Annotated in this window: 17 protein-coding genes; 7 read left to right on the top strand and 10 right to left on the bottom strand. The window is 40.1% G+C overall.

Annotated features, from left to right (window positions below):
• Positions 1–39: 39 nt before the first annotated feature.
• Entirely contained in the window at positions 40–189 is a 150-nt protein-coding gene (locus tag CSV64_RS16625) for an Lmo0850 family protein (protein WP_156890545.1), read from the bottom strand.
• Positions 190–422: 233 nt separating this feature from the next.
• Here CSV64_RS16625 and CSV64_RS06195 point away from each other — a divergent pair, with 233 nt between their 5' ends.
• The 5 genes from CSV64_RS06195 to cls all read left to right on the top strand — a co-directional run bounded on the left by CSV64_RS06195 (position 423) and on the right by cls (position 6,401).
• On the top strand, positions 423–752 hold the full coding sequence (locus tag CSV64_RS06195; protein WP_304442242.1) for a metal-sensitive transcriptional regulator: 330 nt from the start codon (positions 423–425) through the stop codon (positions 750–752).
• Between the two features lie 12 nt (positions 753–764).
• A complete protein-coding gene (gene copZ / locus CSV64_RS06190) occupies positions 765–974 on the top strand; it encodes a copper chaperone CopZ (protein WP_099633886.1) in 210 nt (69 codons plus the stop codon).
• Positions 975–994: 20 nt separating this feature from the next.
• Positions 995–3,400, top strand: coding sequence for a heavy metal translocating P-type ATPase (locus CSV64_RS06185; protein WP_099633885.1), 2,406 nt, complete (start codon positions 995–997; stop codon positions 3,398–3,400).
• Between the two features lie 274 nt (positions 3,401–3,674).
• A complete protein-coding gene (locus CSV64_RS06180) occupies positions 3,675–4,850 on the top strand; it encodes an MFS transporter (RefSeq protein ID WP_099633884.1) in 1,176 nt (391 codons plus the stop codon).
• A 99-nt stretch (positions 4,851–4,949) separates the two neighbouring features.
• Positions 4,950–6,401 (top strand): cardiolipin synthase, encoded by a 1,452-nt coding sequence (gene cls, locus CSV64_RS06175; protein WP_099633883.1) that lies wholly within the window; start codon positions 4,950–4,952, stop codon positions 6,399–6,401.
• A gap of 44 nt (positions 6,402–6,445) precedes the next feature.
• Here the strand turns inward: cls and CSV64_RS06170 are convergent, their stop codons facing one another.
• Complete coding sequence (locus tag CSV64_RS06170) at positions 6,446–7,381, bottom strand: M15 family metallopeptidase (protein WP_099633882.1); 936 nt, start codon at positions 7,379–7,381, stop codon at positions 6,446–6,448.
• Between the two features lie 165 nt (positions 7,382–7,546).
• Here CSV64_RS06170 and CSV64_RS06165 point away from each other — a divergent pair, with 165 nt between their 5' ends.
• Positions 7,547–8,713, top strand: coding sequence for an MFS transporter (locus CSV64_RS06165; protein WP_199168431.1), 1,167 nt, complete (start codon positions 7,547–7,549; stop codon positions 8,711–8,713).
• A 38-nt stretch (positions 8,714–8,751) separates the two neighbouring features.
• Here the strand turns inward: CSV64_RS06165 and CSV64_RS06160 are convergent, their stop codons facing one another.
• The 4 genes from CSV64_RS06160 to CSV64_RS06145 all read right to left on the bottom strand — a co-directional run bounded on the left by CSV64_RS06160 (position 8,752) and on the right by CSV64_RS06145 (position 11,248).
• A complete protein-coding gene (locus CSV64_RS06160; RefSeq protein ID WP_099633880.1) occupies positions 8,752–9,000 on the bottom strand; it encodes a hypothetical protein in 249 nt (82 codons plus the stop codon).
• Between the two features lie 63 nt (positions 9,001–9,063).
• Positions 9,064–9,846: a membrane protein insertase YidC gene (gene yidC / locus CSV64_RS06155; RefSeq protein WP_099633911.1), complete on the bottom strand. Its 783-nt coding sequence runs from the start codon at positions 9,844–9,846 to the stop codon at positions 9,064–9,066.
• A 57-nt stretch (positions 9,847–9,903) separates the two neighbouring features.
• Complete coding sequence (locus CSV64_RS06150; protein ID WP_158233008.1) at positions 9,904–10,686, bottom strand: helix-turn-helix transcriptional regulator; 783 nt, start codon at positions 10,684–10,686, stop codon at positions 9,904–9,906.
• Between the two features lie 169 nt (positions 10,687–10,855).
• Positions 10,856–11,248, bottom strand: coding sequence for a hypothetical protein (locus CSV64_RS06145; RefSeq protein WP_233190413.1), 393 nt, complete (start codon positions 11,246–11,248; stop codon positions 10,856–10,858).
• Positions 11,249–11,521: 273 nt separating this feature from the next.
• Here CSV64_RS06145 and CSV64_RS06140 point away from each other — a divergent pair, with 273 nt between their 5' ends.
• Complete coding sequence (locus CSV64_RS06140) at positions 11,522–12,019, top strand: GNAT family N-acetyltransferase (RefSeq protein ID WP_099633877.1); 498 nt, start codon at positions 11,522–11,524, stop codon at positions 12,017–12,019.
• A gap of 160 nt (positions 12,020–12,179) precedes the next feature.
• Here CSV64_RS06140 and CSV64_RS06135 read toward each other — a convergent pair whose 3' ends face one another.
• From CSV64_RS06135 to CSV64_RS06120, 4 genes are all read right to left on the bottom strand, one after another.
• Positions 12,180–12,653: a DUF4064 domain-containing protein gene (locus CSV64_RS06135; RefSeq protein WP_099633876.1), complete on the bottom strand. Its 474-nt coding sequence runs from the start codon at positions 12,651–12,653 to the stop codon at positions 12,180–12,182.
• A gap of 112 nt (positions 12,654–12,765) precedes the next feature.
• Complete coding sequence (locus CSV64_RS06130) at positions 12,766–13,047, bottom strand: GNAT family N-acetyltransferase (RefSeq protein ID WP_099633910.1); 282 nt, start codon at positions 13,045–13,047, stop codon at positions 12,766–12,768.
• 91 nt (positions 13,048–13,138) lie between these two features.
• Entirely contained in the window at positions 13,139–14,026 is an 888-nt protein-coding gene (locus tag CSV64_RS06125; RefSeq protein ID WP_099633875.1) for a DUF1002 domain-containing protein, read from the bottom strand.
• Positions 14,027–14,089: 63 nt separating this feature from the next.
• Positions 14,090–14,944 carry a CvfB family protein gene (locus CSV64_RS06120; protein ID WP_099633874.1) on the bottom strand — a complete coding sequence of 285 codons (855 nt, stop codon included), beginning with the start codon at positions 14,942–14,944 and terminating at the stop codon, positions 14,090–14,092.
• Positions 14,945–14,956: the final 12 nt, after the last annotated feature.

Genomic DNA, 14,956 nt, shown 5'->3' with positions numbered 1-14,956 from the left:
GAATACATTCGGGGATGAGCTTTTTGTATGGTCTGTTAGTTAATTCGCTTGAACGGGTGGTGCTTGTACGGCAGGCGTCAATGCTTGCAACATATCACTTCTGGATTTTGTGAGTTTTGCGGAAACACCAAGCTTCGCCAAATTGGAAATAATTTTCTTGAAATCCATTTCTTTAGCCACTTCTTCCACCTCAACCTTCCTAGTTAGTTATATAGACGTTTGATCGCTCGTGAAGTTCTAGTTTTTATAGAATTTTTTTATTATCTTTATTATAACACTTTAACCACCTTTTAAATCTTTCATTTATGTTACATTTTCACCAATTATGCAAGTTTTAAACCTTAAAATGTAAAATCACATGCTTTGACATACCCCCCATACGTATATTAAAGTACATATATACGAAAGGTGGCAGATATCGAGTGACATTACTTCCTGAAGATCCTTCTCTGGATGAGGTAGAAATTTCTTGCCGCAAGAGTCATCATCCGGAAGAAATTAAGACGAACTTGACTCATCGTCTGAACCGCATCGAAGGTCAAATACGAGGTATTAAAGGTATGGTAGAGCGCGATGTTTATTGTGATGATATTATTACACAACTATCCGCTACACAATCCGCGCTGAACAGTGTGGCGAATGTTTTGTTAGACGGACACTTAAAAGGCTGTGTTAAAAATAGGTTAGCTGAAGGCGACGAAGAAGTGTTAGACGAGTTAGCTAAAACAATAGCTAAATTAATTAGAAAATAGGAGGAATTTTAAATGACTACAACTACATTGAACGTAAAAGGTATGACATGCAATCACTGTGTACAAGCAGTAGAAGGTGCATTAACAGAATTATCCGGAGTGGAACGTGCTTTAGTTGATTTGAAAGCAGAAAACGTAGTCGTACAATTTGATGATTCTGTTGTAACCGTTGATAAAATGACAGAAACCATTGAAGATCAAGGATATGACGTCGAAGCGTAACAAGAAAGGTGACCAGCATCATGAATGAGCAAAAAAAAGAAATTGCTATTACTGGTATGACATGTGTCGCTTGTGCAAATCGCATTGAAAAAGGGTTGCAACGAATGGAAGGTGTTTCGACAGCTACTGTCAATTTTGCTACTGAAAAAGCGGCTGTTACATTTGATTCCGAGCAAGTTGAATTAACAGAAGTGGAAGATCGAATTCGCAAGCTCGGTTATGACGTACTGATGGAAGAAGTGAACCTCAACATTAGCGGTATGACATGTGCCGCTTGTTCCGCACGAATTGAAAAAGTGTTATCGCGTATGCCTGGCATTCAATCCGCCACCGTCAACTTGGCGCTTGAAACAGCTCATGTAAGCTATGATCCTGCCGCTATGGAATTGACAGACATTTTGCAGAAGGTCAAAAAAATTGGTTATGAGGCAGCACCCCGAGCAGAAGAATCGGAAGGTCAAACAGATCATCGACAGAAAGATATCGATGAAAAGACACGCAAGCTGATTATTTCCTCTATCCTTTCATTACCACTCTTGTGGACCATGTTTGCACACTTCTCCTTCACTTCTTGGATGTATGTGCCTGAAATTTTCATGAATCCATATTTTCAGTGGATATTAGCAACACCTGTTCAGTTTTGGATTGGTGCCACGTTCTATAAAGGTGCGTATGCAGCTCTACGTAATGGTAGTGCCAATATGGACGTACTGGTTGTACTCGGTACATCCGCCGCATATTTCTACTCGGTCTATCTGGTTTTGACGGGTTACGCACTGGACCATGGCTTATATTTTGAAACTAGCGCAGTGTTGATTACATTGATTTTACTAGGTAAATTATTCGAGGCGCGTGCAAAAGGACGCTCTTCAGATGCAATCAAAAATCTGATGAAACTGCAACCGCAAGTAGCCATTCTTGAGCGCAACGGAGAAACTGTGGAAATATCCATCCACGAAGTAACACATGGAGATATTTTAGTCATTCGACCAGGAGCTTCTATACCCGTTGACGGCATAGTGCTATCTGGATCTTCCGCAGTGGATGAATCGATGCTAACGGGCGAAAGCTTACCTGTAGAAAAACAAGAAGGCAATGATGTGTTTGCCGCCACCGTGAATGCCAATGGTTCATTACGGATAAAAGCATCGAATGTCGGAAAAGACACGATGATTTCAAATATTATTCGCGTCGTCGAGGAAGCACAAGGTTCAAAAGCACCGATTCAGCGACTAGCTGATCGGATATCCGGAGTGTTTGTCCCTATCGTCGTCGGCATTGCGATTATTACGTTCCTTATATGGTATTTCATAGTAGCACCAGGTAATTTTGAAGCTTCTCTAACAAGCATGATTGCCGTTCTCGTCATCGCGTGTCCTTGTGCACTTGGTCTTGCTACTCCTACTTCCATCATGGCGGGTTCAGGACGTGCAGCGGAAGAAGGCGTGTTGTTTAAAACTGCTGAAGCGATGGAACAAACCCGCTCGATCAATACCATTGTTTTTGATAAAACGGGCACTATTACAAAAGGTCTTCCAGAACTAACAGATTTCCACGTTCGCGATGAAAAACAGCGTATATCTTTACTCTCACTTGCTGCGGCATCTGAAAGTGATTCCGAGCATCCAGTTGCAAAAGCTATTACGTCCCACGGATTGCAGCAGGTTTCTACATTGCCTATTGTGGATTCATTCGAAGCGATTCCCGGTTTCGGAATTCAAACTGTAATTGATGGGAAAAATATTTTGCTAGGAACAAAAAACCTACTGTCTCGCCATAATGTAGAATTTGATTCGACGATTGCGTCTGTAGAACTAATGGAAGGCGACGGCAAGACCGTTATGTTCATGGCGGTAGATGGCGTACATGAAGCAATCATTGCGGTTGCCGATACGATTAAAGATACATCGAAGCAAGCAATTGCTGAACTTCGTGCGATGAACCTTGAAGTCATTATGTTAACTGGAGATCAGCATACGACAGCTCAGGCGATTGCAAACACTGTAGGTATAGATCATGTTATCGCAGGCGTACTACCCGACCGTAAAGCAGAGGTCATCCGCTCCTTACAAGCTGAAGGTAAGCGCGTGGCTATGGTCGGCGATGGTATTAACGATGCACCTGCTCTTGCGGTAGCCGATATTGGTATGGCGATGGGTACCGGAACGGCGGTCGCGATGGAAGCGGCTGACGTGACGCTCATGCATGGTGATTTGTTGCGGGTAGTTGATACGCTGAAAATGAGTGAGTTGACAGTCCGAAATATTAAGCAGAACTTATTCTGGGCGTTGGCGTATAACTCCATCGGCATTCCAATTGCAGCAGTCGGTTTGTTAGCCCCTTGGCTAGCAGGTGCTGCGATGGCGTTTAGTTCGGTTTCAGTCGTGTTGAACGCTTTGCGTTTGCAGCGTGTGAAGCTGCACTAAGAAAAAGTATAGAGCTGTCCCAGGAGTCGTTAATGACTTCTCGGGGCAGTTTTTTCCGTTCTGAAGTTAGTGCCCTATAAAAATATATAGGAAAGCATCAGTAGTTTTCGGCGTGGGGATTTCCGTTACTAGGGAAATGCTTTTTCAACAGTCCCCTGCTGTAGGATCAATCCACTCATAAATATGAACTACCTCTCCCTTGCTGAGACTTGAATGCTCCACTTATTCATCGTACGATGAGAAAGAAACTATTCATTCAGAAAGCGGGTTACATATGAAGAAAACGATCTTATTATTGATGTCCGTCCAGTTTTTCGTTTATCTTGGTTTCGGCATTATCATTCCTATTTTACCTGAAGTCATCCTCGCTGAAGGCTTTTCTGAGGTACATGTCGGTGGCTTGTTGACAATTTATGCTCTATCTTCATTTTTCACAGCACCATTATGGGGTGCACTTTCAGACCGCACCGGTAGAAAGAAACTGATCATGATTGGGTTGCTCGGCTTCAGTGTTAGCTTCTTTTTATTCGCAGCATTCATGCATCACATTGTATGGCTATATGTTTCACGCGTAGTGGGTGGTATCTTCTCAGGCGCGCTGTATACGGCGGTAACTGGTTTTGTCGCTGATATCACGACGGAGGAAAATCGTAATAAGTACATGGGTCTGCTCGGTATGTCAATTGGGCTAGGATTCATCTTTGGTCCAGCAATCGGTGGTATTCTTGGGGACATTCATTTGCAATTGCCATTCATAGCGTCCGGTACTTTAACGTTATTATTAACAGTGTACGCTATGGTTATTCTAAAAGAGCCTGATCGTCATAGCGAAGGTAACAAACGGGCGATTATTCCGAAAGGCGCTTCTACTTTATGGACATATCGTATTCGTTATCTATTTATCACCTCATTTATTATCACCTTTTTACTCGCCGGTGTGGAAGCCACATTCCAGCTCTTCCAAATCGAAAAAATTCAAATTACACCTTTGCAACTAGGATATTTGTTTATGGCGAGCGGTCTCGTAGATGCAGCTATTCAAGGCGGTGTGGTACGACGTGTGAAAAATGGTACCGAAACTTCTTGGATTATCGTTGCGCAGGTCGTTACAGCAATTGGTCTTATACTCATTCCATTTTCCACAAGCTTGCTATGGGCAGGTTTTGCAATGAGCGTATTCACTGCAGGTAACGCACTGGTCCGAACAGTACTCGTATCTCTTACTACTAAAGAGTCAGGTGGTATGTATGGTACCGCGGCAGGTCTCTCATACTCTATGGATAATATGGGCCGAATTATTGGACCGTTATTATTTACGTGGGTATTCACGATGCAGGCAGGTAATATGTACTTTGTTTCTGCCATTATAGCGTTACTATCTATAGGTCTCGTATTTATTTTCCGCAAATCCACACGCTCTTTGCGAAACACAACAGATTCAATTGCTTGATAGTAAGCAGAAGAAAATTCACCTTCCTATATAAATAGGTTATTTATTCGCAACTCCGCTATACTAAAGGAATAGTATATATCCTACGGGAGGAAACATATGACTCAAGTAATTAGTTTGATTATTACAAGCACGTTGATCATTAATATATTTCTCGCGATTGCTTTAATATTTTTAGAGCGCCGGGATCCTACAAGTACTTGGGCATGGCTGCTCGTGCTGTTTTTTATTCCAATTTTAGGGTTCATTATCTATTTATTACTCGGTCGACAATTGCGTCAAAAGCACTTATTTCGCTGGGAAGGTAGGAGCAAGATTGGTATTGAAAAGCTAATTAATTATCAGCTTGAGGCCATAGAAAATGAGACGTTCGAGTTTTTAAAGACCGATACGGAAGAATATGACGATATGATTTATTTGCATTTACGCAATAATCATTCCGTACTGACACAAGATAATGATGTGCAAGTATATACGGATGGCCGCGATAAATTTGACGCATTACTTGAAGACTTGGAACACGCACGTGATCATATCCATATTCAGTATTATATTTTCCGGCTGGACGGTATAGGAAAGCAGATTGAAGAGATTCTAATCAATAAAGCGAAATCAGGTGTAAAAGTACGTATGCTTTTTGATGATATTGGTTCACGTGGTTTGCACGTAAAGAACTTTAATGAATTAATTGAAAGTGGTGGCGAAGTAGCAGCGTTCTTTCCGGCCTTGCTCCCCTTGATCAATCCTCGTTTAAATTACCGGAACCATCGGAAAATCGTCATTATTGACGGGCGGATTGGTTACATCGGTGGCTTTAATGTTGGGGATGAATATTTGGGACTCAGCAAAAAGTTTGGCTACTGGCGCGATACACATCTTCGAATCGAAGGAAGCGCGGTTCATCCATTACAAACCCGCTTTATACTCGATTGGAATCAAGCATCTCCTAAAACAAATCTTCAATACAATGAACGATTCTTCCCAGCGATTCCCCGCAAAGGAGATGTCGGCTTACAGATTGTCTCTAGCGGACCTGATTCCGAATGGGAAGACATTAAAGATGGCTATTTGAAAATGATATTTCAAGCAAAAGACTACATCTATATTCAGACACCTTATTTTATTCCTGATACGAGCATGCTAGATGCGCTTCGGATCGCGTGTCTGTCAGGTGTAGATGTACGGATTATGATCCCTAATAAACCGGATCATATGTTTGTTTACTGGGCGACCTATTCGAATGTCGGTATTTTACTAAAAGCTGGAGCTAGAATATATATTTATGAAAATGGTTTCATCCACGCCAAGCAAATTGTAGTAGATGATCAAGTGTCGTCTGTTGGAACAGCTAATATAGACGTTCGCAGTTTCCGCTTGAATTTCGAAGTGAATGCTTTCATCTATGATCGAAAAAAATCACATGAATTGGCAGAGATTTTTGAAGAAGATATTCAAAACTCAACCGAGCTGACACTAGATGCTTACTTGGGGCGTGAGCGATTGATTAAACTAAAAGAATCCATTTCACGCTTACTCTCCCCCATCTTATAATAAAAAATAGCCGACAGAAGATCACGATCTTCTGTCGGCTATTTTTATGGCACACCTAAATATTCTTCTAAAGTGATGTTTCGTTTAAATATTTGTTCAGCTTTATCTTTTCCAACATAACGATAGTGCCAAGATTCATGCATGTAACCAGTCTTATCTTCTTTTCCTTCAGGGTAGCGAAGGATAAATCCGTATTGATGGGCATTAGCAGCAAGCCACTTAGCTGCTTCTGTATCACCAAAGGAATTCGATGCCCAATGTTTTTCATGATTGACTTCCCCAATATCAAATGCAAGCCCTGTCTGATGCTCTGAATAGCCAGGACGCGCACTATACCGATCAGCCGCTTCTTGCCCATCTCTCTCCACATATCGGTTATATAAGGTGACTTGGTAGTCATACGAACGATACGTACTGAAAGCCTGCAGATTAATGCCAGATGTAACGGCGGATGCAGCTAACTCATCGAATGCCTCTCTTGCTTCCTCGCTTTCTCCAGGTGCATAGTCCTCAGGTAAAGGATATTGTTTATTGGCAAGTAATACACCTTTAATGAGCTTCGGTTCTTTAGGTAACTTCTGTCCTTTTATATAACCAGTGGGGTTAGAAGGTGGCACTGCCTCCCCTTCAGACTCTTTCTCCCGTACTTTCTCTTCTTTCGAATCTTCTTCGATTATTGGTTGTTCTGTCTCTCGAAGCAGTTCCTCACTCGGTACGTCAGAAGACGATGTGTTTTCTTCACTACGTCCTGTCATATCCGTACTATTTGAATCGGCAGGTTCATCTATCTCTTGAAAGTCAGTAGTTGATTCTGATTCATTTTGAATACTTTCAACCGCCTTTTCCATATTCCAACCGTTCGTTCCAATCCATATCACACTACTAATAAGGACAATAAAGAGTAGAAGGATCCCTCCATTTATCCATTTATTTTTCCGCCTACGTTTTCTGGAAGAAAGTTCATCATTTTTATTTCTCATACTATACCCTGCTTTCTTTCTGATTCACTTATCAAATTGCTACTCTCATTGGATGCAATTTATACATTTTTTCAAACTATGTATTCTAGTGTATCACCATTTTTCTTTTTCGTCTGTCTATGCTAGTATTTACGTAACTTAAGATTCAACCAGTATTGTGAGGTCATGCATTTGAATAATCAACGTTGGCTCTCGATGAGTTTCTTCGTATTTTTCTTTACATGGGGTATCTTTTTACCCTATTGGACAGGTTGGTTGACTTCAGCAAAAGGTCTATCAGTTACACAAGCTAGCGTCTTGATGGGTGTAGGTATGATCGCTAGGTCCTTTTCCACATTCTTCCTATTTCCGTACGCTACGCGAAATATGTCACTTCTGCGTGTTATACGTTGGACTACTTTTTTATCCTTTATTCTCACGCTTGCTTATCTCCCGGAAAGTCCTTTTGCGGTTTTGTTTGGTTTAACGGTTTTATTCAGTTCCATATATCCTATCATCCTGCCAAGCGTCGAGAGTGGTGCTTCGTTATTGATGCAAAACGAACGAATACATTATGGCAAGAGCCGCTCATTCGGGTCAATCGGCTATACTGTCGCCTTACTATTAATTGGTACGGTAACGGCAATCTGGAGTGAACAAGCGATTTTATATATGATGATTATCGGCCTCGGTATGGGCTTGATATTTTTCTTTCAACCCGCTCCAGTTGCATTGCAACTTCATCCCGTTGTAGATTCGGCCGCTCAAAAGGGTCAATTTCGGGCTTTGTTTGCCAATAAATCGTTTGTTACAGTTCTATGTATTGCGATTTTACTACAAGGCTCGCATGCTTCTTATTATAACTATGGTTTTATCTTTTTGGATGATATGGGAATCAACGGTTTTTATATCGGGTTGATCCTTAATATCGCCGTGCTGTTTGAAATTATATTTTTTACACAAGCAGATCGGTTGCTTGCAGGAGTCAAGACGTCAACTATTTTCTTAATAGCCGCAACGGGTTCTACCATTCGTTGGATTTCCATCTTCCTCTTTCCTATGACTAGTGTATTTATCGCAACACAGGTTCTCCATTCAGTATCATTCGGCATGGCGCATTTTGCATTCATTCAGTACATATCGACTAACATACCGAATTACCTCATCGCTTCCGCACAAGGCGTCTATGCTGCAGTGGCACTGAGTCTCAGTATTGCCATTCTAACTTTCCCTGCTGGGTATTTATATGACCAATCGCCGCGCTTCGCATTTCTCAGTATGGCTGTTTGTGCCATAGGTGCATTAATTTTAATTTCGGGGACAAAGCAGCATATTTCTCGTAAAATTGAATAAAGGAAAGGCCGCTGATTTAATTGCGGCCTTTCCTTTTATTAAAATAGTAAGACGTACGCTAATGCGCCAAGTGAACCTATCCCAAAAAATAATGCCATCCAAAGCATCCATTTCGCTTCACGCATCAGACCTTGGTTTCTATACATAATAGTTCGTGCAGCATTGGTGAAGGTAAACATGATCAGCATGAACAAAATGGCAAACTCTAAATTTAACTTGATGATAAAATACAGCGCTGCCGCTGCAGAAGCTGTAATTGCCAAGCCCATGATCCATTTCAATTTCATGCGCCTCTTCCTCTCCATTGTTGGAAACAAAAAAAGCTGGTATGCACCAGCTTTCTCTGTACCTTACTTTTCTTCCACGACTGGCGGTTCAACATGTTTAAAGTAAAACTTGCGTCCAAGATATGTTTGGAAGATTAACAGTAATCCTCCGACTGCCCAATATAGCGGCAATGCAGCCATTACAGTATACGAAATGAACATAATCATAATAGGTGACATGTAAATAAATAACTTCATTTGTTTTTGTTGCTGTTCAGGCATCGTCCACAATGAAACGCGTGCTTGGACAAAGTATACAGCTCCGGCTACTAACATCATAATAATATCCGGTTCACCAAGTTTAAACCATAAGAATTCATGATTTTTCACTTCAGGTGGTGCATAAAGAATAGCAAAGTATAAGCCCATAATGATCGGCATTTGAATTACAAGTGGTAAACAGCCCATATTTAACGGATTGACACCATGCTTAGAATACAGTCCCATCATTTCTTGCTGAAGCTTCATTTGCTCTTCTTTATCCTGAGATTCCTTGGATGCTTTCATACGCTTTTGGATATCTTCCATTTCTGGTCGAAGTCCATCCATCTTTACCTTCATCTCTTGTTGAGATTTATAGTTCTTTAACATCAACGGCATCAAAACTACTCGTATTGCTACAGTAATCAGTACGATCGCAAAACCGTAATTACCATTGAACGCTTCCCCAAGATAATGAAGCAGCCAATCCATCGGTCTAACAAATGTACTGTAGAAAATCCCTGTTTTGTTTTCCACACCAGAACAACCGCTCAAAAACACAGCAGTAATTGCTAATAAACTTACGAGCCCTATTCTTTTCTTCAATGGTTTCACCTACGCTATCTCAAACTAAAGAAAAGTATACAGCAAACAGAGGTAAATTTACAGTGAATCACCTTTTTTTATAGTGAAACGAAAGTAATTTCCGTCCAAGTCCTTCCGAAAGCGTCGAGGGGTTAACCCCGTATACTTTTTAAAGACACGTGTGAAATAACTTTGGTTACAGAAATGAAACTTCTCTGCAATATCTGCTATCTTTAGATTAGTAAAACGTAAATAAAACTGGATATCTTCTATTTTGCGGATTGTAATATACTCTACTAACGTAACTGTTGTATGTTCTCGGAATATGCGAGAAAGATGACTAGTACTTACATTGAAATGTTTGGCGATTTCTTCAACGATTAATTGCTTTTCAACGTTTTCATTTATGTACTGAACCACTTCATTGACCGTTTCATGTGTTAGGGAAGGTTTTAGTTTTCCTTTGAGGATATAACAGTAGAACTCGACTAATTCGTCTCCAATTTCGACTAAGTTTTCTCTATGCAAATTGGTTTCGATCATTTCTATACAAGCGGCATTAAATATAAAGGCATTTTCATCATTGAAAATAGATTCTTTTTGTAATCGTCTGGTGATGACGGAAGAGAGGATCACGAAATAATATTTGATGACTCCAAATGAATGTTTCGGTTTATATTCATCCAAAATCTCCTCAATTTCCTTAAGCGTGGAGCGTGCACCATCTTTTTCTAGATTAAAAATTTGTGTAAGTAATTTATTTTCAAGATGAAAAAACAACTCTGCTTGCTCTCTATTTCCCTCTTTCTCAATAATACTGATCAAATCTATATTAGATGCTTCTGTACTCTTGCCAGTCATGAGTTTCACCCCACTCATTCTATATATATGACTATGCAAGGCATATATCTATATGTACATTATTTTACCTTATTCACCAAGATTATCTACCCCTTTTGTATTTAACGCTATATATGTATTAAAGCGCCCCTTAAAAAGGAGCGCTTTTAGTATTTACCTATGATTAGTTTTAGTTGGAATTACTATCTTTTTCTGCTTCCTTCGTTGATTCATCCTTGTTATAAAGTGGCTTATTGTCGCTTGTGTCTTCATTTTTCTTATATAGACCATCTTTTTTCGAAGCCTTTCTATCTGGATCCTGTACTTCTTGATTGTAATAATGAACACTTGTCTGTGCTCCCTCGGATACCATGTTGTTATCTCCTAAGTCTGTTGGATCTGAATGTCCTACCTTTTCAGTCGCTTGGTCAACCAACTTATTGTTATTGACAAATGTGTCTACCTTTTCCTTCAACACTCCTACTGTCTCCATTGCCTTATCGCGATTTTCTTTTTTACTAAAGAAAGCGTAAGCCCCTGCTGCAAGTGTTGCAAATAATAACCCATTTGATTTTTTAGCCATATTTACCATCCTCCGTCGGAATTTAATTGTTAATGAATTTCTACCTACTGCTTAATATACCCTGCAGTCTTACTTTCAAACGTCTACAGTTCGTTTAGTTACTTAACAATTGCGAATTTGGGATACACATGTATTTTTGTTGTTTATTTCTCACTTAACGTATCATCTACAATTTTATCAGTAACACGAGTAGTTCTCGTTTTCATCGCATAGTAGTTTTGCAAAGCCTAATTTGTTATACTATGTAGAAAGAGAACTAGAGGTGAGATCACTATGATTCGTAAAATGACAGTAGAAGACATTCAAGATGTTCAACAGATTGCCCATACGTCTTGGCAACACACATTTCAACAACATATACCTGAAGAAGTGATCGAAGCATATATTGAGCGTACGTATTCTGATTTAATGCTGAAGAAGCAATTGGAAAAGACCATGGTATTACTCGCAATAGATGATCAAGGGAATTCTATTGGGTATTTGAGCTATACTCCGATCGATGTGGACGGTGAGAGTGAATTAACATCTCTTCACATGCTTCCTGAGTATTTGAATAGCGGATATGAGGAAGCATTGTTAAAAGAGGCACTAGGGACGTTACAGGAAGCTAAAAATGTTGATGTGTATGTCGATCAGAATGATATGGCACTTCAAGACTTCTATGCAAAACAAGGGTTTAATTTTGTTGAATCTTTCCCTGAGTTATTTGAAGGTATTTCCGTAAATACACTTCATTATTCATTGCCTATCACGCAACCTGCACATACGTGACAGAGGTGTAAATAAGTTAATAGGATGGGCTGTTTGATCAACATTGCCCGTCTTTCATTTATGATAACCTAACGTATTCTCTTATAATCAAAGCGTCTATCAGACCTAATAATAAAGACCCTTTTCTTAAAGAAAAGGGTCTTTATGTGTCTATAAACATTTAGTTCATCCAGTTAGATTCCGTGGAGACGTATTCATCAGGTGAAGGTCCTGGTGCCATTGATGGCTTCTTTGTGAAACAAAGAATGGCCGCAATGTAAAGTAGGATGGATGGTAAGGATAGAAATCCACCTAACAGACCTGCAATAATGAATAATATACCGGCTGTTTTAGCACTCTTATTGTTCCAGACTTTTACTAGACCGATAATGTTCAATATCAAGCCTATGAATGCTACAACTACCAAAACCCATATGATAGTAGAAAAAGAGCCCATAAACGACATGAACATATCCACTTCTTCAGTGTTTAATACGCCTTCACTCACAATGCCCTCGCGGAATTCATCCATGAATGTCGGATCCGTGCTTGCCATATTCCAAATGAACGCTAGTAAGGCAGTACCTAAAACACTCAGTGTCAATAAAACAGCTGATATGATACCGAGTACGCGCTCTGCTGTACGATTAATCATTCCACATCATCCTCTTCTTCTAATTTGTTTCCCTATTATCTATACGCAAGGAAATGAGAAAAGTCTCAAAAAGTGATGTGGAACATGTAAAAAAACCGTTCCATCATACAACTTATGCTTTTACATCGTTATAATCATCACTTCGTTCGAACGCATTCACTACGTATGAACAGACTGCTTTCATCTTCAATCCTTTTTCACGTGCATTGTCAGCTGCCTGGTCAAGTAATTTTTTTGCGACTCCTTGGCCACGCAACGAATCATCTGTATAGGTATGCGTCATCGTCATGACTCCATTTTCTTCAGTCCACTCGATTTCTGCTTTTACATCGCCTGCTACTTTATATTGATACGCATATTTCGTTCCGCCTAAAACCACAAGCTCAAAGTCCATTCCCTCACGCTGCTCAGCATCCTTGTTTTCACTCATGCATATCTCTCCTTTGTAGTTATACTTCTACCCTATAACGTACCACAATGACAACTTAACTAAACAAAGATTTAAGAGAATCCGCCATATTTCTGAAAAACTCTTTTACCTTTTCCCAGAAACTCGGATCTATATCGCCTAATTTATCTTTAATTTTCGATGCCATATCGGACAGCTGTTCATTAAGCTTAGAGAAATCGATATCCAGTTTCGAAATCCGATCCATTAGGTCAATTAACAATTGACGATCTGCTTCGCTTAACTCTATATTGAATTTCTGCAATTGGTCTTGGACGATCTGCTCTACGTCTTCTTTTGTCGCAGGCTTTTGTTCAGAGATTTGTTTTTTGATTTCTGTCAGCAACTTAGCTACTTCGTCTTGATCGACGCCCGCTTTTTCTGAAAGCTTCGTTGCCAGACTCAATTCATCATTAGCTACATCCGTACGTTCAGTATCGAGAACCTCACCTGACACTTCATACGCTTTGTAGATTCCAACAAGAGCTGAGTGACCCGTTACCTTTTTGGGTGAGGCAACTTCTACAACAGCATCTTCAATACCTGCTGTCAACATAGCAGTAGCGTACATGTCCGCCGTTACTTGTGTGATATTATCCGGAGTCACAATGTTGATAACGAGGCCTTCGCCTTCTTCTTGTCTGGTAATTTTAGCGGATGAATACATTCGGGCATTTCGATCACCGCCAGGAATATATTTGATTAAATCATTGCCGTCCACTGATAATTCTTCCACTTCAGCTTCGTTGGCAACCGTTAGACTTTCTTTAACACTCGCTTTTTCACTATCCGATAAATTTGAACCATATACTACAATCGGAACTCCTAGCTTTTCATTAATGACTTCATCTGCTGATACTGCTGTTGGTGCTATGATCGCTACCATCATCATGAAAGCCAATAGAGAGGCTAATCCTTTTTTCATACAGTCAATCCTCCTTGTTCTATACGTATAGATACGTTGAGGCTCATTAAAAAGTTGCGTTTATTATAATATTAGTGTTGTCCAACCATCTTGTTGTGTAATTCTACGTTCTCTCATCAACGTACCTAGTGCCCGTTTGAAGGCTCCCTTACTCATCTGAAACATCTCATCGATTTCTTCAGGAGTGGATTTATCGGTAAATGGCATTTTACCACCTGATTGTTGTAAGTACGCTAGTATTTGTTCTCCATCTGTTTGTAAACGGTCTTGCTTTCTTGGCAATAAAGAACCGTTCATCGTACCGTCTTCATGAACTTCAATAATACGAACATCCACTTCTTCACCTAATCTTGGCTCTGCTTTACGCTCTGTTTCATGAACGAAGATACGTTGGATATCTTCTGTCAATAAGAATGTGCCGATTGGTAGCAAGCGGTACGCTCTTGCTTTGACATTCTGATTGTACATATCTGTTTCTGCCATTGTATAGTGCTCCTGGATTCTTTCTTCCGTTACTAGACGTCCGAATAAGTTGCCACCTGGATCTGAACGAAGTGTCATATATAGTTCATCACCTGGTTGTGGCCACAGTTCTTTAATTTGCGGGAAGTCAGCTCGATTGATCAGTACTTCAAAGGATGCACCGATATCTACATAAGCCCCTTCACTTCTTTCCAAACGAATGACTTTTGCCCAACCGAATGAATGAACGGTAACTGAAGGAATTTGCGCAGTGCCTGTCAGTTCGCCCCTTCTGTTGATGTAAAGAAAAACTTCGATTGTTGATTGTTCTTGAGCATCCGGAGCTTCGGAAACGTTCATATAGATTTCTTCTCCGGCAGCGTCTAATACAAAGCGTGACCCTTCTTTGCGAAGAATTTTAAGTGTTGCGAGTGTACCTGGTTGTAGTAATGTCATATAAGATAATCC

Source organism: Sporosarcina sp. P32b (assembly GCF_002743335.1).
In the GTDB taxonomy this organism is placed as follows: domain Bacteria; phylum Bacillota; class Bacilli; order Bacillales_A; family Planococcaceae; genus Sporosarcina.
This window is presented reverse-complemented; position numbering and strand designations above follow the sequence as displayed.

Excerpts from the sequence above, each read along its gene's own strand:
- copZ (WP_099633886.1), top strand. The coding sequence starts at position 765 with ATGACTACAACTACATTGAACGTAAAAGGTATGACATGCAATCACTGT.
- CSV64_RS06185 (WP_099633885.1), top strand. The coding sequence starts at position 995 with ATGAATGAGCAAAAAAAAGAAATTGCTATTACTGGTATGACATGTGTC.
- CSV64_RS06180 (WP_099633884.1), top strand. The coding sequence starts at position 3,675 with ATGAAGAAAACGATCTTATTATTGATGTCCGTCCAGTTTTTCGTTTAT.
- cls (WP_099633883.1), top strand. The coding sequence starts at position 4,950 with ATGACTCAAGTAATTAGTTTGATTATTACAAGCACGTTGATCATTAAT.
- CSV64_RS06170 (WP_099633882.1), bottom strand. The coding sequence starts at position 7,381 with ATGAGAAATAAAAATGATGAACTTTCTTCCAGAAAACGTAGGCGGAAA.
- CSV64_RS06165 (WP_199168431.1), top strand. The coding sequence starts at position 7,547 with ATGCATTTGAATAATCAACGTTGGCTCTCGATGAGTTTCTTCGTATTT.
- CSV64_RS06160 (WP_099633880.1), bottom strand. The coding sequence starts at position 9,000 with ATGAAATTGAAATGGATCATGGGCTTGGCAATTACAGCTTCTGCAGCG.
- CSV64_RS06150 (WP_158233008.1), bottom strand. The coding sequence starts at position 10,686 with ATGACTGGCAAGAGTACAGAAGCATCTAATATAGATTTGATCAGTATT.
- CSV64_RS06145 (WP_233190413.1), bottom strand. The coding sequence starts at position 11,248 with ATGGCTAAAAAATCAAATGGGTTATTATTTGCAACACTTGCAGCAGGG.
- CSV64_RS06140 (WP_099633877.1), top strand. The coding sequence starts at position 11,522 with ATGATTCGTAAAATGACAGTAGAAGACATTCAAGATGTTCAACAGATT.
- CSV64_RS06135 (WP_099633876.1), bottom strand. The coding sequence starts at position 12,653 with ATGATTAATCGTACAGCAGAGCGCGTACTCGGTATCATATCAGCTGTT.
- CSV64_RS06130 (WP_099633910.1), bottom strand. The coding sequence starts at position 13,047 with ATGGACTTTGAGCTTGTGGTTTTAGGCGGAACGAAATATGCGTATCAA.
- CSV64_RS06125 (WP_099633875.1), bottom strand. The coding sequence starts at position 14,026 with ATGAAAAAAGGATTAGCCTCTCTATTGGCTTTCATGATGATGGTAGCG.
- CSV64_RS06120 (WP_099633874.1), bottom strand. The coding sequence starts at position 14,944 with ATGACATTACTACAACCAGGTACACTCGCAACACTTAAAATTCTTCGC.